The 20,064-nt window shown below is 72.1% G+C and carries 18 protein-coding genes; 7 read left to right on the top strand and 11 right to left on the bottom strand.

The window, feature by feature from the left end:
* Window positions 1-64 precede the first annotated feature (64 nt).
* Both ACFRAL_RS08860 and ACFRAL_RS08855 read right to left on the bottom strand, forming a co-directional pair.
* Entirely contained in the window at window positions 65-478 is a 414-nt protein-coding gene (locus ACFRAL_RS08860) for a DUF5655 domain-containing protein (RefSeq protein ID WP_378881888.1), read from the bottom strand.
* Between the two features lie 76 nt (window positions 479-554).
* On the bottom strand, window positions 555-1,043 hold the full coding sequence (locus ACFRAL_RS08855) for a GyrI-like domain-containing protein (RefSeq protein ID WP_378881885.1): 489 nt from the start codon (window positions 1,041-1,043) through the stop codon (window positions 555-557).
* Between the two features lie 199 nt (window positions 1,044-1,242).
* Between ACFRAL_RS08855 and ppsA the strand changes: the two genes are divergently transcribed.
* Complete coding sequence (gene ppsA, locus ACFRAL_RS08850; protein ID WP_378881882.1) at window positions 1,243-3,663, top strand: phosphoenolpyruvate synthase; 2,421 nt, start codon at window positions 1,243-1,245, stop codon at window positions 3,661-3,663.
* Between the two features lie 30 nt (window positions 3,664-3,693).
* Here the strand turns inward: ppsA and ACFRAL_RS08845 are convergent, their stop codons facing one another.
* The gene (locus tag ACFRAL_RS08845; RefSeq protein ID WP_336396636.1) at window positions 3,694-3,897 is read right to left on the bottom strand and encodes a hypothetical protein; all 204 of its coding nucleotides are present in this window, start codon (window positions 3,895-3,897) and stop codon (window positions 3,694-3,696) included.
* Between the two features lie 138 nt (window positions 3,898-4,035).
* Here ACFRAL_RS08845 and ACFRAL_RS08840 point away from each other — a divergent pair, with 138 nt between their 5' ends.
* A complete protein-coding gene (locus ACFRAL_RS08840) occupies window positions 4,036-4,527 on the top strand; it encodes a universal stress protein (RefSeq protein WP_378881878.1) in 492 nt (163 codons plus the stop codon).
* Between the two features lie 73 nt (window positions 4,528-4,600).
* On the opposite strand, the gene ACFRAL_RS08835 is transcribed toward ACFRAL_RS08840, so the two are convergent.
* Genes ACFRAL_RS08835 through ACFRAL_RS08825 form a run of 3 tightly spaced genes read right to left on the bottom strand, consistent with a single transcriptional unit; the run spans window position 4,601 to window position 7,232 of the window.
* Window positions 4,601-5,965, bottom strand: a complete 1,365-nt coding sequence (locus ACFRAL_RS08835; RefSeq protein ID WP_378881875.1) for an MBL fold metallo-hydrolase RNA specificity domain-containing protein — start codon at window positions 5,963-5,965, stop codon at window positions 4,601-4,603.
* Window positions 5,966-6,016: 51 nt separating this feature from the next.
* Window positions 6,017-6,478: a pyridoxamine 5'-phosphate oxidase family protein gene (locus ACFRAL_RS08830; protein ID WP_378881872.1), complete on the bottom strand. Its 462-nt coding sequence runs from the start codon at window positions 6,476-6,478 to the stop codon at window positions 6,017-6,019.
* A 1-nt stretch (window position 6,479) separates the two neighbouring features.
* Window positions 6,480-7,232: an SDR family NAD(P)-dependent oxidoreductase gene (locus ACFRAL_RS08825; RefSeq protein ID WP_378881869.1), complete on the bottom strand. Its 753-nt coding sequence runs from the start codon at window positions 7,230-7,232 to the stop codon at window positions 6,480-6,482.
* 186 nt (window positions 7,233-7,418) lie between these two features.
* Between ACFRAL_RS08825 and ACFRAL_RS08820 the strand changes: the two genes are divergently transcribed.
* Window positions 7,419-8,258 carry a universal stress protein gene (locus tag ACFRAL_RS08820; RefSeq protein ID WP_378881866.1) on the top strand — a complete coding sequence of 280 codons (840 nt, stop codon included), beginning with the start codon at window positions 7,419-7,421 and terminating at the stop codon, window positions 8,256-8,258.
* Between the two features lie 37 nt (window positions 8,259-8,295).
* On the top strand, window positions 8,296-8,769 hold the full coding sequence (locus ACFRAL_RS08815; protein ID WP_378881863.1) for a hypothetical protein: 474 nt from the start codon (window positions 8,296-8,298) through the stop codon (window positions 8,767-8,769).
* A gap of 12 nt (window positions 8,770-8,781) precedes the next feature.
* On the opposite strand, the gene ACFRAL_RS08810 is transcribed toward ACFRAL_RS08815, so the two are convergent.
* Both ACFRAL_RS08810 and ACFRAL_RS08805 read right to left on the bottom strand, forming a co-directional pair.
* The gene (locus ACFRAL_RS08810; RefSeq protein ID WP_336396628.1) at window positions 8,782-9,417 is read right to left on the bottom strand and encodes a response regulator transcription factor; all 636 of its coding nucleotides are present in this window, start codon (window positions 9,415-9,417) and stop codon (window positions 8,782-8,784) included.
* A complete protein-coding gene (locus tag ACFRAL_RS08805; RefSeq protein WP_378881861.1) occupies window positions 9,414-11,138 on the bottom strand; it encodes a GAF domain-containing protein in 1,725 nt (574 codons plus the stop codon). Before ACFRAL_RS08805 ends, ACFRAL_RS08810 begins: the two co-directional genes overlap by 4 nt.
* 158 nt (window positions 11,139-11,296) lie before the next feature.
* Here ACFRAL_RS08805 and ACFRAL_RS08800 point away from each other — a divergent pair, with 158 nt between their 5' ends.
* Entirely contained in the window at window positions 11,297-13,885 is a 2,589-nt protein-coding gene (locus tag ACFRAL_RS08800) for a cation-translocating P-type ATPase (protein WP_378881858.1), read from the top strand.
* Here the strand turns inward: ACFRAL_RS08800 and ACFRAL_RS08795 are convergent.
* Entirely contained in the window at window positions 13,866-15,839 is a 1,974-nt protein-coding gene (locus tag ACFRAL_RS08795; RefSeq protein ID WP_378881855.1) for an ABC1 kinase family protein, read from the bottom strand. The two genes, ACFRAL_RS08800 and ACFRAL_RS08795, sit on opposite strands and share 20 nt — an antisense overlap.
* A 125-nt stretch (window positions 15,840-15,964) precedes the next feature.
* Here ACFRAL_RS08795 and ACFRAL_RS08790 point away from each other — a divergent pair, with 125 nt between their 5' ends.
* Window positions 15,965-16,471: a flavodoxin domain-containing protein gene (locus tag ACFRAL_RS08790; protein WP_336396624.1), complete on the top strand. Its 507-nt coding sequence runs from the start codon at window positions 15,965-15,967 to the stop codon at window positions 16,469-16,471.
* A gap of 37 nt (window positions 16,472-16,508) precedes the next feature.
* On the opposite strand, the gene ACFRAL_RS08785 is transcribed toward ACFRAL_RS08790, so the two are convergent.
* Together ACFRAL_RS08785 and ACFRAL_RS08780 are read right to left on the bottom strand one after the other, a co-directional pair.
* Complete coding sequence (locus ACFRAL_RS08785; protein ID WP_378881852.1) at window positions 16,509-17,408, bottom strand: hypothetical protein; 900 nt, start codon at window positions 17,406-17,408, stop codon at window positions 16,509-16,511.
* 66 nt (window positions 17,409-17,474) lie between these two features.
* Window positions 17,475-18,731 (bottom strand): WS/DGAT domain-containing protein, encoded by a 1,257-nt coding sequence (locus ACFRAL_RS08780; RefSeq protein WP_378881849.1) that lies wholly within the window; start codon window positions 18,729-18,731, stop codon window positions 17,475-17,477.
* Window positions 18,732-18,948: 217 nt separating this feature from the next.
* Between ACFRAL_RS08780 and adhP the strand changes: the two genes are divergently transcribed.
* Window positions 18,949-19,983: an alcohol dehydrogenase AdhP gene (gene adhP, locus ACFRAL_RS08775; RefSeq protein WP_378881846.1), complete on the top strand. Its 1,035-nt coding sequence runs from the start codon at window positions 18,949-18,951 to the stop codon at window positions 19,981-19,983.
* Window positions 19,984-20,064: the final 81 nt, after the last annotated feature.

Raw genomic sequence — 20,064 nt, 5'->3', positions numbered from 1 at the left:
GCGGCGCATGCTCGCGCGCCGGGACGAACGTCCCTCGAACACCGCGCGGACCCGCCGCTGCCGCTCAGTCGCACGACCCCCACGCGTCCGGTGTCGGTGGACCGAGCCGTGGCCCCGCAGCGGCGGCCGCCGCGTCGAGCCACTCCTCGACCTGCTGGTCCACGTCCTCCACCGCGCCGATCTCGAGGTGGTGCATCCAGGTGCCTCGGGACGGCTGCACGACTTGCTTGAACCTCACCGACTCGAGGCGTCGCGACAGGGCAAGGGACAGCACGACGTCCGCGGAAGCGCTGCGCAGATACTGCCGCGGGCGCCACAGGAATGCGAACGCGCGCTCGCGGCGGAAGGCCACCTGACTCTTCGTCGTCCGGACGGCGACGTCCGGCCAGTTCGTCACCAGCAGATGGTGCACCTCGCGATGAACGGCGAGTCCGAGCGGGCTGTCCTGGAAGTACTCCTCCGGCGTGATGGGATCCATCCTTTCTCCTCCGGATCGCCGGCCGATATCGCCGGCTGATCGTCGGACTGATGGTGGACGGGGCGACGCCGAGCGGCTAAGCCGTCGCGGCGTCGCGGTCACCGCCGGCGACCGGCCACGAGATGAGAGTGCGCCACCGGGCGGGGTCCGGCTCGGTCCCGGGATCGCTCAGATAGCTCTCCCACATGACGTCAGCCGGCGTCCAGCCTTCGGCGGCGAAGAACCGCTCGATGACGGCGTACGTCTGCTGCATGGTGTCGTACGGGCCGACGTGCACGGCTTCGACGACCCTGCCCCCTGGCAGCGATCCCGGCACCACATCTCCGGAGCCGGTCACCGGCCGGTCGACGGGGAATCCCGCCTCCACATCCACGGTCTCGCCGGGCATGCCGTAGTACTTGCCGAACGGCGGTCCGGATGGCTGAACCCGCTGCGCCCCGAGCACACGCATGGTCTCGGAGAAGGCGCGCGAGAAGAAGTCGGTCAGTTCGTTCATGGGCACCGTCCTGCGCACTCCGGCGGTGTGCGCCCCGGCACGCTCGGTCACCTGCACCTCGGTGGTCATCTCGGCTCCTCACGGATCGGCCCGGCGCGCGAACGCCTCAGCGTCGCTCGCGGGCGGGCGGTTCTCTGCGTAACTCCAGGCTGCGGCGCGAACCCACACCCATCCGGGCCGTTGGTCCCGCCGCGCACCGCCGGCCTGCGGAGGAATCGAAAGGACCTTGGACCCGCCGCCGGCCGCCACCGGCCGACAGGGTCGTCCCATGACCAACATCCTTCCGCTGAGCGGGATCACGATGGCCGACCTGCCGCAGGTCGGCGGGAAGAACGCCTCACTGGGCGAGATGATCACGACGCTGAGCACGGCCGGCGTCCGGGTTCCCGGCGGTTTCGCCACCACGGCCGATGCGTACCGCTCGTTCCTCGCGGTCGACGGCCTGGCCGACCGCATCGAGGCGGAGCTGGCTCGGCTGGACGTGTCGGACGTGGTGGAGCTCAGCCGTGTCGGCGCCGTGATCCGCGGCTGGATCGAGGCGCAGCCCCTTCCCGCCGACCTCGAGCGCGACATCCGCGTCGCCTTCGCCGAGTCGACGGGGACGGATGCCGCGGCCGAGGGTGCGACCTGGGCTGTGCGCTCGTCGGCGACGGCCGAGGATCTGCCCGACGCATCGTTCGCGGGACAGCAGGAGACGTACCTGAACATCGCCGGCATCGACCATCTGCTGCACGCGGTGCGCAGCGTCTTCGCCTCGCTCTACAACGATCGCGCCATCGCCTACCGCGTGCACCAGGGATTCGCCCACGGCGACGTCGCGCTGTCCGCCGCCGTGCAGCGGATGGTGCGGTCGGACATCGGCGCGTCCGGAGTGATGTTCACCGTGGACACCGAGTCGGGCTTCGACCGCGCGGTGCTCATCACGAGCGCCTACGGACTGGGTGAGGCCGTGGTGCAGGGCGAGGTGAACCCGGATGAGTTCATGGTCTACAAGCCTTCGCTCCGAGACGGGCGGCCGGCGATCCTGCAGCGGCAGCTGGGTGAGAAGGCGGTCGCGCTGCGGTTCGCGGAGGGGCACGATGTGGGGACCAGCACCGCCATGACCAGCGTCGCCGCGGAGGACCGGCGTCGTTTCAGCATCTCGGATGACGAGGTGCACGAGCTCGCCCGGTACGCGCTGACCATCGAAGACCATTACGGCCGAGCCATGGACATCGAGTGGGCTCGAGACGGGGTCGACGGAAGTCTGTACATTCTGCAGGCCCGACCCGAGACGGTGGTCTCACGCGCACACGGGCCCGTCCTGACGCGGTTCGTCCTGCGCGAGCGCGGGCCGGTGCTCCTCGAGGGGCGCGCGATCGGACAGCGCGTGGGCGCGGGTCGGGTGCGCGTGGTGACCTCCCCGGCGCAGATGTCGAAGGTCGAACCCGGCGACATCCTCGTGGCCGAGATGACCGACCCCGACTGGGAGCCGGTCATGCAGCGGGCCGCCGCGATCGTGACCGACCGGGGCGGTCGCACGTGCCACGCCGCGATCATCGCGCGCGAGCTCGGCATCCCCGCCGTCGTGGGAACGGGCACCGCGACGAGCGACCTCGTCGACGGCACCGAGGTCACCGTCTCGTGCGCGGAGGGCGACGACGGCTTCGTGTACGCCGGCCGGCTCGACTTCGTGGAGCAGACCATCCCGGTCGAGCGGATGGGGCAGCCCCCGGTCCGCGTGATGATGAACGTCGGCACGCCCGAGCAGGCCTTCGCGCTCGCGGCGCTGCCGCACCAGGGTGTGGGCCTGGCCCGGCTCGAGTTCATCGTCGGCCACCAGATCGGCATCCATCCGCGCGCGCTCCTGGACGCCGACGCGCTCGACGAACCGCTGCGGTCGGAGGTGGTGCGACGCGTCGCCGCCTATCCGTCGCCGCGCGACTTCTTCGTCCGGCGCGTCGCGGAGGGCGTGGCGACGATCGCCGCGGCCTTCGCGCCCGAGCCGGTAATCGTGCGCACGAGCGACTTCAAATCCAACGAATACGCCCACCTGCTCGGCGGCGAGCGGTACGAGCCGCGCGAGGAGAACCCGATGCTCGGGTGGCGGGGCGCGTCGCGCTACATCACGCCGAGTTTCGAGGAGTGCTTCGCCATGGAGTGCGAGGCGCTGCGCTTCGTCCGCGACGAGATGGGCCTGACCAACCTCAAGATCATGGTGCCGTTCGTGCGGACCGTCGCGGAGGCCGCGGCGGTGACGGCGGCACTGGAGGCCAACGGGCTGCAGCGAGGGCGCAACGGCCTCGAGGTCATGATGATGTGCGAGATCCCGTCCAACGCGCTGACGGCCGATCGCTTCCTCGACCACTTCGACGGCTTCTCCATCGGCTCCAACGACATGACGCAGCTCGTGCTCGGGATCGACCGCGACTCCGACCTGGTCGCGGCGGGGTTCGACGAGCGCGACCCCGCCGTGCTCGAGATCCTGCGCCTGGCGATCGACGCGTGCAACCGTCGTGGGAAGTACGTGGGGATCTGCGGCCAGGGCCCGTCCGATCACCCCGACTTCGCCGACTGGCTCGTCGACGCGGGCATCCAGTCGATCTCGCTCAATCCCGACTCCGTCGTCGACACCTGGCTGCGGCTCGCCGGCCGCCCGTCGTCGCGCGAACCGGGCCGTGACGCCGCGCCGGACCGCGTCGGCGCCTGAGGGCGCGCGGGGCGCGGCATCCGTCGCACATCAGGCGCCGAGCAGGACGAGCACGTGGTAGATCACGTACACCGGCCAGACCATCGCCTGCAGGAGTCCCAGGATCACGCCCCAGAAGGACCCGTCGGACGCCGAGACGAAGTAGATCGCCGCCCCGATGTACGCCAGCAGGAAGAACACCCCCCACGTGCCGTTGCTCTCGACCACCTGGACGCTGCGGCGGCTCTCGGTCATGGCCGACCCCTTTCGCTCGCCACCAGACTCGACCGCGGGGGCCCTCGCGGTCGGGTCGAACGTCCCGCGGACCGGGGCCGTCGGCGCGCGGGACCTTCGGCCTACGGGGGGCGGCGCGGCGGGCGCGAGGATGGCCGCATGTCCGAGTCGCAGACCGCTCCCGACCGTCACGCGGCACGTCCGCCGCTGCCCTGGTCTGAGCCCGGGATCCTCGTCGGCGTCGACGGCTCCGCCGAGGCGCTGGACGCCCTCGCCTACGCAGCCGACATCGCGCCCAAGCTCGGCCTTCCCGTGCACGGACTGGTCGTCTGGGACTATCCGACGCTGCAGTGGAGCGACGGGCTGGGATGGTACTACCCGGGCACCTACGACGACCTGCAGCGCAACGCGGAAGAGCTGGGGGCGGATGCCGCGGCCCGCGTCTTCCCGGACGGCACGCCGAGCTGGTTCACCGGCAGCGCGTGGAACGGGAGTGCGGCCCGCGATCTCGTCGCCGCGTCGAAGGATGCGGCGATGCTCGTCGTCGGCACCCGCGGGCACGGGGGGCTGACCGGCCTTTTGCTCGGCTCGGTGAGCTCCGCCTGCGCCACGCACGCGCACTGCCCGGTCCTCATCGTCCGCGACCACTAGAGCTGGGGGAGCGGCCCGGGGTGTGGGGCCCCGGGCCGCGTTTTCGCGTGCCTGTCCCGGCCGGCACGGCGGGTCACGCGATAGCCACGGACTCCAGGTGCTCGGGCACGCGAGCGGGCCAGCCCAGCTCGTGGGTGATCCGCGCTCGCAGCGTGTCGGCGGCGGATGGCTCGCCGTGCGTCACGTAGACCGCGCCGGGGGCGCGCGGCGCGGACGTCATCCACTCGATCAGCTCATCGGCGTCGGCGTGCGCCGACATGGTGTCGAGGTTGTGGACCTCCGCGCGGATGGGCACGTCCCTGCCGAAGACCCGCAGCGACCGGATGCCGCGGGCCAGTGCCGCGCCGCGCGTTCCCCCGGCCTGGAACCCGGTCAGCACGATCGCGTTCGATAGGCCAGGGCCGTAGGCGGCGAGGTGATGCAGCACGCGGCCACCGGTGAGCATCCCGCTCGCCGAGATGATCACCATCGGCCCTCCGCGAAGATTCAGCAGCTTCGAGTCGTCGACGCTGGTGACGAGCGTGGGCAGGCGGTACATCCGTTCCAGTTCGTCGACCGCGATCCGGTGCTCCGAGGGATGCCGCCGATAGACGTCGACCACGTCGACGGCCATCGGGCTGTTGACGTAGATCGGCACGGCGGGGATCTCGCCGCGGTCGAGCAGTCTCGACAGGTGCAGCAGGACCGTCTCGGTGCGGCCGACGGCGAACGCGGGGATCAGCACCACGCCGCCGCGACCGGTGACGCGGCGGACGACGTCGCCGAGGAGACGCTCCGGGTTCTCGGCGACGTGATGCCGATCGCCGTACGTGGACTCCGTGACGAGGACGTCGGCGGCCGCCATCGGAGCAGGAGGCCGCATGAGGGGGTCGTCCGCCCGCCCCAGATCGCCCGTGAAGTGGATCACGCGGCCGGCGACGCGAAGGCGCACGCCCGCGGCTCCCAGGATGTGCCCGGCGGGAACGAGCTCCAGTTCGACGCCGTCGGCGACGGCCCGCTGCTCGCCGAACGGCTGGGGATGCAGGTGCTCGAGCGCGGCCATCGCGTCGTCCACCCGGTACAGCGGCTCGGGATGAGCGTGCTTGGACCACCTTCCCTTGGCCGCGTACCGGGCCTCCTCCTCGAGCAGGTGTGCGGAGTCCGGCAGCATGATGCGGCACAGCTCTGCGGTGCCGTCGGTGGTGTGGACGCGGCCGCGGAAGCCGTCGCGGACGAGGGCCGGCAGGTATCCGGAGTGATCGAGGTGCGCGTGCGACAGCACGACGGCGTCGATCGACGAGGGCGGCACCGGGAACGCGGCGCGGTTGCGGTCGCGGAGCACCTTGTACCCCTGGAACATGCCGCAGTCCACGAGGACCCGCCGCTCTCCGACCGTGACGAGATAGCGTGACCCGGTCACGGTGTCGGCCGCGCCCAGGAACCGCAGTTGCGCGCTCATCGCCGGGCTCATCAGATCCCCTTTCTCATCTCCGACGACGCCGCGGGTGCGTCAGCGCTGCGGACGGAATCGTCGGCCGGTGACCGTGACCGGTGCGATCTCGACGTAGTCGTACTTGCCGGTCGGGCTGGTGGACTGGAGGTCGAGCACGCCGGACGCCTCGATCTCGTCGTCCCGATCGAGGCGGCGAGCGGTGCCGCGCAGCACGACGCTCCAGCGGAAGCCGTCCGCGTCCCCGTCGGCCTGGAAGGCGACGTGCGGGTTGCGGGCGAGGTCCTTCAGCTTCTGCCCGGGCCCGGAGCGGACGAAGACCCGTCCAGCCGAGACCAGATAGTCCATCGGGAAGATGTCGGGCCGCTCGTCGGAGCCGATCACGGCCAGGCGGCCGACGTGGGCGCCGGCGAGCAGCATCCAGCACTCCGCCTCGTCCAGCTCGTCGACCGCGGTGGCGATCAGCGCGGCGTGCACCGGGGCGGGGAGGATGCGCGCCGGGTCGGCGTCTCGGCGCGGCATCTCAGATCGCCGCCCATCCGCCGTCCACCGGGATGACCGCCCCCGACACGTTCGACGCATCGTCGCTGAGCAGCCAGGTGATCGCGGCGGCCAGCTGCGGGGGCTGCGCGACCGGCGGAAGGTTGGTCTGGAAGAACGGCCCGAGGCGGGTCTGCGCCCACTCCGAGCGGAAGGGGGCTTCGATGCTCGTGGCCACCGGACCCGGAGCCACGGCGTTGCACCGCACTCCCTTCGGCGTGTAGAAGAAGGCGGTGCTGACGGTGAAGCCGTTCACCGCGTGCTTCGACGTCGTGTAGGGGGTGCCGGCGGCCGAGCCGCGCTGACCCGCCTCGGAGCCGACGTTGACGATGCTTCCGGCCCCGCGGGCGATCATCCCCGGCAGCACGGCGCGGGTCAGCATCATCATGCCGGTCAGGTTCACCGCGAGGACTCGTTCCCATGTGGCATCCGCGATCTCCGCCGTCGGCTCGAAGCCGTCCATGATGCCCGCCACATTCGCGAGGCCGTCGATGCGGGGCCCCGCCGCGGCGACGATGTCGTCGACGCCCGCCGCGTCCGAGATGTCGGCGGTGACGGTGACGATGTCGCCGCCGATCTCGTCGGCGAGGGAGGTCAGTCGTTCGGCGGAGACATCGACCGCGATGACGCGGCACCCCTCCGCGGCGAGGCGCTCCACGGTCGCACGACCGATGCCGGCACCCGCTCCGGTGACGACGACGGTGCGTCCGGTGAACCGCTGGGATTGGAGAGTCATGGCTGTCCCTTTCCTGTCACCCTCATCCGAGCCGATCGTCGTCTCCTGGCTCGGGTCGAAGGTCCCGTCGGCGCGGCCCGGGACAGCACGGCGACGGCCGTGGGACCTTCGGCCCGAGCGGGCGACGACGCCGGGGATTGACTCTCAGCAGCGGCAGACCTGCCGCGCGACACAGGGGAGCGGCTCATGGAACGCATCGTTCTCGGCTACGACGGGAGTCCGGCATCCGTCTCCGCGTTGTCCTGGGTGGCCGGGCGCGCGAGCCGCGAGATCGCGAACGTCGGTCTCGTGAACGTCGTGGGGCGTTCGGCGACGGACCGCGCGTCGGCGCTGGATCAGCTGGCGCACGCCGAGGAGTTCCTCCGCGAGCACGTCCCGGGCATCGGCGTCGAGCTGCACCGGCTCGAGGGCGGGGTGCCGGAGTCGCTGGCCGACATCGCGGACGACACCGATCTCCTCGTCGTCGGCATCAATCCCGGGCACCCGATCCGCACGGCGATGGCCGGTGCGATCCCGCTGCGGCTCAGCACCATGGCGCAGGTGCCGGTCGTGATGGTGCCGGCCGGCTGGGTGGATCTCGGAGAACCCGTCACCATCGGGATCTCGGACGACGACTCGTCCGGCGCCGCGCTCGCCTTCGCGGCTGCAGAGGCGGCCGCCACCCGCACCGCGATCCGGCTCGTGCACGCCTGGCTCATGCCCGCTCCGTCCTTCTCCGGCGCCACCGCGCTCGTGCTCACCCCCGAGAGCGCGATGGCCGAGCACCGCGCGACGCTCGACGACGCGGTGAGCTGGGTGATGGAGCGGTATCCGACCCTCGAGCTCAAGACCGAGCTCGTGCGCGACAGCCAGTCGGCCGCCCTGCTGCGCTACGGACCCCGCAGCTCGATGCTCGTCATGGGCACGCACCACCGCGGTGTGCTGGCGGGGAGCCTGCTCGGCTCGGTCGTGCAGGAGGTGCTCTGGCGCGCCGAATGCCCGGTCGCCGTCGTTCCACAGGACGCCGCCGCGTCCCGGACTGGATGAGACGCCGCTGCGTCCCGGACTCGATGAGGAGTGAACCATGGTCCGCGTCTCTCGCATGACCCTGCTGATCGTGCAGGCCTTCGTGGCCGTCACGGCGCTCGCGGGCGGTCTCGCGCTCGTCGTGGGAAGCATCGATCCGGCGCTCGCAACGGTGCTGATGCCGCCTGCCGAGTATCTCGAGGGCTCGCCCTTCCGGTCGTACCTCGTTCCGGGCCTGGCGCTCGTCGTGCTCGTGGCCGGCGTCCACGCCATGGCGTTCGTCGCCGTGCTGACCGACTCCCGGTGGGGGACGTTGCTCGCGGCGGCGGGCGGGTTCAGCTGCGTCGTCTGGATCTTCGTCCAGATGGCCTACATCCCGTTCAGCTTCCTGCAGGCGCTGTACTTCGTCATCGGCCTGGTCGAGCTCGCGCTGACCATGGTGATGCTGGGGCTCCTGGACGAGGTGAGGGCGATGCACCGGTCGACATTCGTCCCCCTCCGGTCCCGCCGCGCGCCGCACGCGCACGGCTGAGCTCCGCGCGGATCAGTCGCCACGGTGCTCCAGCTCGAACACCGCCGCCTGGGTGCGGCGTTCCAGCCCGAGCTTGCTCAGCAGCGAGGAGACGTAGTTCTTCACCGTCTTCTCGGCGATGCCCAGCTGCTCACCGATCTGCCGGTTGGTCAGTCCGTCGGCGATCAGGCGCAGGATCTGGCGTTCCCGCAGCCCCAGTGATCCGAGGCGCGGGTCGGGGTCGTCGGCGCGCTCGCGGATTCTGGCCGTCGCACGCTGCACGACGGCGTCGTTCATCAGCGAACGACCGGCCGCGACGGCGCGGATCGCGTCGACGAGCCTGGGCCCGCCGACGTCCTTGAGCACATACCCCGCCGCGCCGGCGAGCACGGACGCGCTCACCGCGGCGTCGTCGTCGTAGGCGGTGAGGATGAGGCAGGCCACGGTGGGGATGCGGGAGCGGATGTCGCGGCACAGGTCGATGCCGCTGCCATCGGGCAGGCGCACGTCCAGCACCGCGACATCCGGCACGGTGGCCTCGATCCGCCCTATCGCCTGGCGTACGGTCCCCGCCTCGCCGACGACCTCGAGGTCCGCCTGCGACCGGACGAGGTCGGAGAGCCCGCGACGGACGATCTCGTGATCGTCGACCAGGAAGACGCTGATCACCGGTTGCCTCCCTCGCCCTGGGACCGGCTCGGGTGCAGGGGGGCGCTCCACCGGGCCGCGGTCGCGCCGGCGCGGGACTCGACCGCGAAGACTCCGCCGCGCTGCGCCGCCTTCTCGGTCAGGTTGGCCAGGCCGCTGCGCCGTCCGCCCTCGCCCACTCCCACTCCGTCGTCCTCGACCAGCACCACGACGTCGTCCTCCACGACGGCCACCTCCACCGAGATCCGGTCGGCGCCGGAGTGCCGCACCGCGTTGCTCAGCAGCTCCCGGGCGACCCCCACGACGTCCTCGAGGAACGGGCCGGTGATCGCATGGTCCACCGGTCCGGTGAACCTGATGGCGGGCGGATGCCGCAGCGTGGCCGACAGATCGGCCACGACGTCGATCACCCGGTGGCGCAGCGAGCTCTCGTCCCGATGCGACAGGGCGAACACGACGGTCCGGATCTGCGAGATCGCATCGTCCAGCTGGTCGATGGACTCGTTCAGGCGGTCGGCATCGGGTCCCGGCGCGGTGCTGCCGGCGATCGCCTGGAGGGTCAGCCCGGTGCCGAACAGCTGCTGGATGACGTGGTCGTGGAGGTCTCGCGCGATGCGCCGGCGGTCCTCGGCCAGCAGCGACCGCTGGCTCTCCTCCCGCGCGTACGCGAGCTCCAGGGCGATGGTCGCGCGCGAGGCGAAGTCGGCGATGCTCGTCAGCTCCGTGGCGGTGAAGCGTCGCCGGTCCGGGTGACGCGCTGCGCACACCACGCCCCACAGCCGGCTGCGGGTGCGCAGGGGCGCTGCGGCGATCGGTCCCGCCAGGCCGTCCTCCCACATGCGCACAGGGTCGTCCGCGGACGCCGGCTCCCGCCCGACCGCACGGGCGCGGCCCGAGGTGACCACCTCGCCCGCGCACGTGGCATCCGTCTCCACGACCCTTCCGCGCAGCTCCGCCTCATCGAGACCCCGCGCGGCGACGATCTTGAGCGCCGAGGTGGACTCGTCGGCGAGCAGGACGGTCACCTTGTCGTTGCCGGGCACGTCGAACAGCCGGCCGGCGATGAGGTCGAACGCGGTGTCGGTGGCCGACGACAGCAGTGCCGCCGACAGCTCGGCGGCCGCGGTCATCCACCGCTCGCGGGTGCGCGCCTCGTCGAGCAGCCGCGCGTTCTCCACCGCGAACCCCGCGGTGGTGGCCAGGGCCTCGACGAGCCTCTCGTCCTCGTCCGAGAAGGCGCCGTCGCGGTGGTTCGTGAGGTAGAGGTTGCCGAACACCTCGCCGCGCACGCGCACGGGCACACCGAGGAACGAGTCCATCCGCGGGTGGTGCGCCGGGAATCCCGCCGCCCGCGGGTCGTCGGACATCTGCGGAAGGCGGATGGGTCGCGGGTCGGCGATGAGAGCCCCCAGCAGGCCGTGCCCGGTCGGCAGATGGCCGATCTGGGAAGCCCGCTCCGGGGAGAGGCCGACGTAGATGAACTCCTCCAGGGCGTCCCCTTCGGGGGCGATCACCCCCAGGGCACCGTACTGCGCGTTCACCAGCGAGGTCGCAGCTTCCGCGATCCGCCGCAGCACCGAGCTCAGATCGCTCTCTTCGACGACGGCCTGGGTGGCGCCCAGCAGTGCGCGCAGTCGTCCCTGGCTGGTTCGCACCCTCTCGGCCTGCACCAGGAGCGTCGCCAGCGCCTCGTCGAGGTCCAGGCGCGGACCATCGGGGAACGCCAGCTCATCCTCCGCCATCCTGTCCGCTCCCCTCGGCGCCGAGGCCCACAGTATGACACCGCTACCGGTGCCGCCAGGGCTGGGGCGACGCGCAGCCGCGGAGCGCGCGCCCGAACCGCGGCGGAGCGGGGACGAAGGTCCCGACATCCGGGGCGGCTCGGCGAGACGATACGGAAGTGGTCTTGAACGACACCGGCCTCACGTCGAGAGAAGCAGCAGCCCGTCTCGCGGAAGTCGGGCCGAATGTCGTGCCCCACGGCAGACGCGTGTCGCCCTGGCGGATGATCCTCCGTGAGCTCACGCACCTCCTGGCGGTGCTGCTGTGGATCGCCGCCGCGCTCGCGGTGCTGGCCGGCATCCCGGCGCTGGCGATCGCCATCGTCGTGATCGTGGCACTGAACGCCGCGTTCGCGTTCGCGCAGGAGTACCGGGCCGACAGGTCGGCCCAGCGGCTGAGCCGGCTGCTTCCGATGGCAGCCCGCGTGATGCGTGACGGCGAGGCGGTCACCGTCCCGGCGGCCGACCTCGTGCCGGGGGACGTCGTGTTGCTGGCGGCGGGCGATCGCGTGGCGGCGGACCTGGATGTCGTCAGCGCCGCGGACCTCGCGCTGGACGAGTCGCTCCTGACGGGGGAGAGCGCCGTCGTGCGACACGCCCCCGGAGACCTTCTGCGCGGGGGGACGTTCGTCGTCCAGGGTGAGGCGCGCGCCGTGGTCGTGGCCACCGGCTCGCGGACGGTGCTGGCCGACATCGGCCGTCTCACCGCCGGTGCGCAGCGCCCGCCGAGCCCGATGACCCTCGAGCTCAAGCGCGTCGTGCGCGTCATCGCCGTCATCGCCGCGGTCGTCGGCGTGGGCCTCGGGGCGACCTCCCTCCTGCTGGGACTGGGGCTCACCCAGGCCTTCGTCTTCGCCATCGGCGTGTCGGTGGCGCTGGTGCCAGAGGGGATGCTGCCGACGGTGACGCTCTCCCTGGCGCGCGGCGCCGAGCTCATGGCCGAGCAGCACGCTCTGGTGCGCCGGCTGGACGCCGTCGAGACGCTCGGCGCCACGACCTTCATCTGCACCGACAAGACCGGCACCCTCACCGAGAACCGCATGAACGTGCTCGAGGTCGTGACGGCTGCGGGGATCGTCCGGATCCGCGGCGAGGGGTACGCTCCCACCGCCGACCTGGCCGGGCCACCCGAGGCGGTCGCGCTCGTTCCCCGCGCCGCGCGGGCCGCGCTGCGGTGCGTGGCCGGCAGGGTGGTCGAGCGCGAGGGCCGGTGGGAGGCGGCGGGCGACCCGATGGAGGCGGCGTTCCACAGCCTCGCGCTGCGGGTGGGGACGGATGCCGAGGCCACAGGTCATCGCGTGCCCTATACGGCCGACCGCCTGCTGAGCTCGTCGCTGGACGGCGATCAGGTGTCGGTGCTCGGTGCGACGGAGGCGGTCCTGGCCCGCTGCCGCGCGGTTCCCCCTCATATCGCGGACGCCGTGCACGAGCTGACGGGCGCGGGCAGGCGCGTGCTCGCCGTCGCCACCCGCACCTGGACCGCCGCGCCGTCGCCCGAGATGGAGCACGACCTCGACTTCGCCGGGGTGCTGGCCCTGGAGGATCCGCCCCGCGCGGGGGTGCGCGAGGCGCTGGAGAAATGCCGGGATGCCGGCATCCGGATCGCGATGATCACCGGCGACCACCCGCGCACCGGTGCCGCGATCGCCCGCGAGGTCGGTCTGCTCGGCCCCCGGGGGGTCGTCCTGGACGGGCCGAGCCTGCCCACCACGGACGAGGAGCTGGCCGACGCTGTCGACCACGACGACGGGGTGGTGGTGGCGCGGGCGACGCCCGCCGACAAGCTGCGGATCGCCCGGGCCCTTCGCGGCCACGGGCACGTGGTCGCCATGACGGGGGACGGCGTCAACGACGCGCCCGCGCTGCGCGAAGCCGACGTCGGGGTCGCCATGGGGGCCAGCGGAAGCGACGTCGCGCGCGAGGCGGCCGACGTGGTGCTGCTGGACGACCATCTCGCGACAATCGTGGCCGCCGTCGAACTCGGGAGGGCGACCTTCAAGAACATCCGGCGCTTCCTCACCTACCACCTCACCGACAACGTCGCCGAGCTCGCCCCGTTCGTGGTGTGGGCGCTCTCGGGCGGCTCCGTCCCGCTCGCGATCGGGGTGATGCAGGTGATCGCGCTCGACATCGGGAGCGACATGCTGCCCGCCCTGGCGCTCGGTGCCGAACCGGCGCGGGATGACGTGATGCAGGGGCCCGCGCGACGGTCGATCGTGGACCGGGCCCTGCTCTCACGCGCGTTCTTCCTGCTCGGGCTCACCGAGGCCGTCGTCGCGCTCGGCGCCTTCCTGGGCGTCCTGCTCGTCGCGGGGTGGCAGTGGGGTGACGACGTGGACCCGGCGGTGATGGCCGGCGCCTCGGGGACGGCGTTCGCCGCGATCGTGCTGGGCCAGATGGCGACGGCGTTCGCGTGCCGCAGCACGGTCCGGCCGGTGTGGCGGATGCACCCGCGGACCAACCGGCTGCTGCTCGTCGCGGTCGCCGCTCAGGCGGTCCTGCTCGTCGCCTTCCTCGGCATCCCGTTCCTCGTGGACCTCCTCGGCGGTGCCTGGCCGCCGCTTCTCGGATGGGGGCTGGCAGCGCTCGCGGTGCCCGCGATCGTGATGGTCGACGGGCTCTCGAAGCTTCGGCGTCGCCGGATCCGCGAGCGGGAGGGGAGGCTCCCGGCATCAACCGCGCCGGATGCTACGACCCGCGGCTCGTGAAAGATCGGCTGAGGCTCCGCAGCAGCAGGAGGAGCCCGCCCAGGGTGAGCACGCTGCCCAGGAACGAGAACGCCGGCACCTGGTCGGTGACCATGGGGCCGGTGTCGCTGACGCTGAGCATGACGCCGGCGATCACGAGGGTCACGCCCACGATCGTGATCGTCATGCGGGAGACGATCCCGTCGACCCACGAGCGCTCCCGTCCGCCCTCGAACATCCGAACGCGCACCGAGAACGTGCCACTGTCCAGGTCGCGCGAGATGCTCTCGATGCGGCGGCTGAGGCGGCGCGCCCCCTCGATGAGCACGGCGCCCTGCGACTGCGCCGTCAGGAGCATGTCGTGCATCGAGATCCGCCGCAGCGCCGTGGCCGGAGCGAGTTCCAGTCCCCGCCGCGTGAGGTCGTAATCCGGCTGGAGCAGCCGCAGCGTGCCTTCGAGCGAGCCGAGGGTGCGCAGCACGAGGAGCAGCGACGGCGGGATGGCCAGGCGGTGCCGGCGCAGCGCATCCAGGAGCAGCCGGAAGATGTTCTCGTGTGTGGGGCTGTTGTGCACGCGGGTGATCACGACGCCGATGTCGCGCTGGAGCGCCGCCTTGTTCAGCGATTCGCCGTGGCCGCAGATCAGCAGCACGAGGTCCGTGGTCACGGCGTCGTCCTCGTTGGAGATCGCGATCAGCAGCGGGATGAGGAGGCGGCGCAGGCTCTTCTCGACGATCCCGACCGACCCGAAGTCGATGAGGGTGACCTCGCGCGCGGCTCCGTCCTCTCGGGCGTCGCCCAGGATGAGATTGCCGGCGTGGAGGTCGGCGTGGAAGACGCCGCGCACCAGCACCTGGTCGAACACCGACCTCACGATCTCGTCCGCGATCGCCGACGACTCCTCCGGAGGCAGGATCGCCGATGAGACGTGCGTGAACGGGGTCCCCACCACGCGCTCCAGCAGCAGCATCCGCTCCGTCGAGAGCTCGCGATACGTCCGGGGGATGCGCAGCGACGAGGCGGAGGCCGCAGTGGCGGCCCGCAGCATCTCGGTGTTGTCGAGCTCGATGCGGTAGTCGAGCTCGTCGTGGAGTGCGCGGGCGAACTCGTCGACGAGTGCGACCGCGCCGTACTCCTTCGCCCAGTCCGTGCGCCGCTCGAGGTCGGTGGCCAGTCGGTGGAGGATGTCGAGGTCGGTGGTGACCTGCCGCCGGGCGAGCGGGCGCTGGATCTTGATGACGACGTCGTCGCCGTTGCGCAGCTGCGCCGCGTGCACCTGGGCGACCGAGGCGGCGGCGAGCGGCTCCGGATCGATGTGCGCGAAGACGTCGTCGATCGTCCCGTTCACCTCGGCGCGGATGGCCGCCTCGGCTTCGGACCAGGGGATCGGAGTCGACTCCATCTGCAGTGTCGCGAACGCCGTCACCAGCTCGCGAGGGAGCACGTCGTCGCGGGCGGAGAGCACCTGCCCCAGCTTGACGAAGGTGACTCCCGCTTCGTTCATGGCGGCGACGAGGGCGACCGCCAGCTCCCGCGGTGCGGGCGGGGTGCGAGGCGTGCCGAACAGCCCGATGCCGTGACGGGAGGCGATCGAGAGGATCTGCGTGTACCGCCGCGCGCGGTCGCGGCGGCGGAACGCCTCGCGGATGGAAGTGATCGGATTCCGCAGCCCGTGCGACGGCCAGGCGAACTCGAGGGTGACGACGCAGGCCACGACGGCGGCGAACAGCCAGCCCAGCGTGAGGGCGAGGAACGAGAGGGCGACGGGGGTGTCCGCGACGATCCGGTCGCCCTCCACCACGCCGGCGACCCGCAGCGACCAGGTGGCCAGCGGAAGCGCGGCCAGGAACACGACGAGCGCCGTCACGACGGAGCGGACCCAGCCCACCGACCCGTCCAGAAGACGCCGCGCGGCCCAGGCTGCGAGCGCGGCGAAACCTACCGAGAACAGACCGAACAGGAGCCATTGCGGCATGTCCGAATTCTTGCAGACGCGACTGCCGCGGCGGCGGGGAAGGACCAAAGACCCCATCCCTCGCGGCGCCGACGAGGACGCTGGAGGGGGAGCGGCGACAGGAGCCGCCGACGGAAGGAGTCGCTATGCGCGCGCTGGTGGTCTACGAATCGATGTTCGGCAACACGCGTCGCATCGCGCAGGCGATCGCCGACGGCATGGCGGACGGAGCGGATGTCGCCGTCGCGGACGTCGTCGATGCGCCCACCGCGGTGCCCGCCGACGTCGACATGGTCGTCGTCGGGGCGCCCACCCATGTCTTCTCGCTGTCCCGGGATGTCACACGCCGGGAGGCGGCTCGTCACGGCGGCGCGTTCACGGATGTGCCCGAAGGCATCCGCGAATGGCTGGAGGCACTGCCCGCGCCGGAACGGCCTTACGCCTTCGCCGCGTTCGACACGCGCGTCGACGACATGGCGCTCCTGCCCGGGGCGGCCTCGCACACGGCCACGCGCCTCGCGAGGAAGCTCGGGTTCGACGTGCTGGATCCGGCGAGCTTCCTGGTGAAGGGCTACGAGGGACCCCTCGTCGACGGGGAGCTCCAGCGCGCCCGCGAGTGGGGGCATGGCCTGACCGAGCAGCTCGCGGGGTGAGCGCGGGTCCCGAACCGCTCCCGGCCCGCCGGGTTTCTCAGTGCGATGCGCCGGTGCGGCTCGCCGCGTCTTCGGCCTGGCCGCGGGCGGCGGCGTCGACGTCGTGGTGCCTGCGGGCGGTCGCGAGCCACAGGATGATCGCCGGAAGAACGGGTGCGACGAGCGCGTAGAGGACGCCGGCGCTTCCGAAGACGACGGTCTGATAGGCGATGATGGCGGCCGCGCCGACGGCCCACGAGAGGAGGGCAGCGGCGGCACGACGCGACGCGCCCTCGGAGGTCGCGAAGAACGCGATGATCCCGTTGGCGAGGAACGGCGCGACGAACACGCCCTGCACGGCGGGGGAGAGGTTCTCCGACGCCCCGACAGCGGCCCCTGCCGCAAGAGCGAAGACCACGGAGACGACGGCGTAGCCGACGAACGACAGGCACGCCACCACGATCGCGCGGACGGTGCGGTCGAACACCGGAGGAAGGGCGGTGAGCACTCCCTCGGGGTGGCGCGCGATGAACGCCGTGAGCACGCTGAACAGCAGCGTCTGCACCAGCATCTCCGGCATCCCGATGAGGTGGTACCACCACGGCAGCTGGCTGTACACCGCGCCTTCCAACGACCCGGGCGCCGCCGCCGGGGTCGAGAGGATGCCGATGCCGATGAACAGCAGCCACAGCCAGAGCCACCCGAGCCGTCCGGCGAGGACGGATCGGAACGGCAGCAGCACCGCCGCGATGAGCAGTCCGCGGACCACCTGCAGCAGGGGACCCACGATCACCGCCACCGAGCCGAACGGGCGCATGAAGTCGCTGATGACCGGTTGGGTGAACAGCTCCTCGTAGTCGAGCAGCGCCGCCGCGACGAGACCGATCGCGAAGTAGGTCACGACGTGCGCGACCGTGACCCGCACGAGGAAGCCGGCGACAGGCCGGGATGAGAGCATGACCCCAGCCTGGGCCGCCGGCGCCCGCCCCTCCCGGGCCGAAGGTCCCGCGCAGGAGAGCGGTGCTCACCGGATCGACTCGAGCGCGGCCAGCTCGGTGCGCACCGCGGATGCCACAGCGGCTCCGTCGATGTAGCCGGCGTCGAAGTGCACGCCGACGCAGAGCCGTCCGGCATACGAGACCACCGCGACGCCCAGTCGCACGTTCGCGGCCAGCACCGAGACCGGCCAGAGCTGGGTGAGCGCAGCGCCGGCGAGGTGCAGCTCGTGAGCCGGACCGGGCACATTCGTCACGAACCCGCCGACCAGATGCTGCCGGTGCGCGATGCGGTCCATGATCCGAGCGCCCACCGGTCCGCGCATGAGCTCCAGCGTGCCCTGGCGGCGCGCTTGCACCTTCTCCGTCCGCGTCTGCACGGCGATCCGGGCGACGTTGTCCCTCACCTCCTCGCCGCGCAACGGCAGGCGGACGAGCATGACCCCCACCTGGTTGCGGGAATCTCCGCGCCGCGTCAGCGCGACGGGGACCGACACCGGCAGCTCCGACGGCACCGGATGACCGCTCTGCGCGAGGGCGGCCCGGTACCCGGCCGCGGCGACGGCGAGCGCGGCGTCGTTCACGGTCGCGTCCACGCCGTGGGCGGCCGCGGCGATCCGCCCGAGATCGGCGTCGGCGAAGATCACGCCGTGACGACTGCTGCGCGCACCCAGCAGCACCGTCTCGGGAAGGCCCCGCGCGGTCAGCGTCGTCATGGTCCGCCGCAGCCCGAACAGTGCGCGGCCGACGCGGCTGCCCGCCGGCAGGGCGGGGGACGAGCGGCGCGGCGGAGCGATCGGCTCGTCGGCGGTCGCCGTCGCGTCCGCCAGCAGCCTCCGGATGAGGTCCGCCGCGGCCATGCCGTCCGCGAGGACGTGGTGGATCCGGAGGATCATCGCGGCGCCGCCCGGTGCCGGCGCGAGAAGCAGCTCCCACGGCGGTCTCGTGAGCGGCAGGGGCTCGACCATGAGGGCACCGCACCTTCGCTCGAGCTCCTCGAGTCCCTCGATGGCCGGGACGACGCGGACCTGCGCAGCGAGATCCGGTTCGCGCTCCGCCCACTCGTGGTGGCGGCCGGCGCGGACGGGCACCTGTCGCAGCTCCGGGATGCCGGCGACCCGGCGCCCCACCGCCGCCCGGACGGCCTCCGCGTCGAGCTCGCCGGCGTGCGAGACGAACCCTCCCGGTGCGAGCAGGCCGGCGACCAGGAAGACGTTGACCTGGCCGGGGTGGTCGAGGACGAGATTGGCCTCGTCGGCCGGTCTGAGTGCTCGCTCCCGTCGCACGTGAGGCCTCCCTCCCGCGCCGTGGTGCGGCATCCGTTCCGCTCACCGACGGCATCGCGGCACCGAGGGCGCGTGCTCCAGTGTGCGGCGGTGCCCACCGGTCCCGCGGGTCGATGGTCCCGCCGGGCGCGGCACGGCGCCGGAGGACTTACGTCCCACCGGCGCGGCAGCCATGCCGCAAGGCTGGTTCCGTACAGATCCCACAGAGGAGAGACAAATGCGAAGTGCAGTCGTCCGACAGCTCGGAACGCCGGCCCAGGTCGAGGAGCGTCCCGTCCCGCAGCCGGGGCCCGGACAGATCCTGATCCGGCTCGAGGCCTGCGGACTGTGCCACACCGACATCCACGCGATGCGCGGGGACTGGCCCGTGAAGCCGAACCTGCCCCTGGTGCCCGGGCACGAGGGCGTCGGGATCGTCGAGGCGCTCGGCGAGGGCGTGACCACGCGTCAGGTCGGACAGCGCGTCGCGATGCCGTGGCTCGGGCACGCGTGCGGCGAATGCCGCTACTGCGTGGACGGCCGCGAGAACCTCTGCGAGAGCCAGTACAACAACGGCTACGCGGTCGACGGAGCGTACGCGGAGTACATGCTCGCCGACGCGCGCTATGCGGTGGTGGTCCCCGACGGCGTCACGCCGCTGGATGCTGCGCCGCTCACCTGCGCCGGCGTCACGACGTACGCCGCGATCAAGAACGCGCACGTGATCCCCGGCGAGACGGTCGCCGTGTTCGGCGTCGGCGGCCTCGGCCACCTCGCGGTTCAGTACGCGCGACTGGTGGGCGCGAAGGTGATCGCGGTCGACGTCACCGAGGAGAAGCTCGCCCTCGCGACCGAGCTCGGCGCGGACCACACCGTCAACGCCCGGACCACCGATCCGGTGGAGGCGATCCGCGACCTCGGCGGAGCGGACGTCGCCGTCGTGCTCGCCGTCGCTCCGGCGGTCTTCCGTCAGTCGTTCGACGCGCTCAACCGCGGCGGCCGGCTCGTCCTGGTGTCGCTGCCTGCCGACGGCACGATCACGCTCCCCATCTTCGAGACGGTGCTCAAGGGCATCAGCGTGATCGGCTCGATCGTGGGGACCCGCCAGGACCTCACCGAGGTCTTCACCCTTCACGCCGCCGGTCGCACCCGGGTCATCACCGAGACGCGCGACCTGGACCAGGTCAACAGCGCGGTCGACGAGGTGCTGGAGGGGACGGTTCCGGCGAGGCTCGTCTTCACCTACCACACCGCGGACGTGATGCAGCGCTGACGGCCGGGGGGGGGGGGGGGGGCCCCCGGCCGCCCCCCCCCCCCCCCCCCCCGGCCCCCCCCCCCCCCCCGCGCCCGGGGC

This window comes from Microbacterium sp. NPDC056736, assembly GCF_042790415.1.
In the GTDB taxonomy this organism is placed as follows: domain Bacteria; phylum Actinomycetota; class Actinomycetes; order Actinomycetales; family Microbacteriaceae; genus Microbacterium.
The sequence above is the reverse complement of the archived record's forward strand: the minus strand, read 5'-3'. Positions and strand labels throughout refer to the sequence as shown.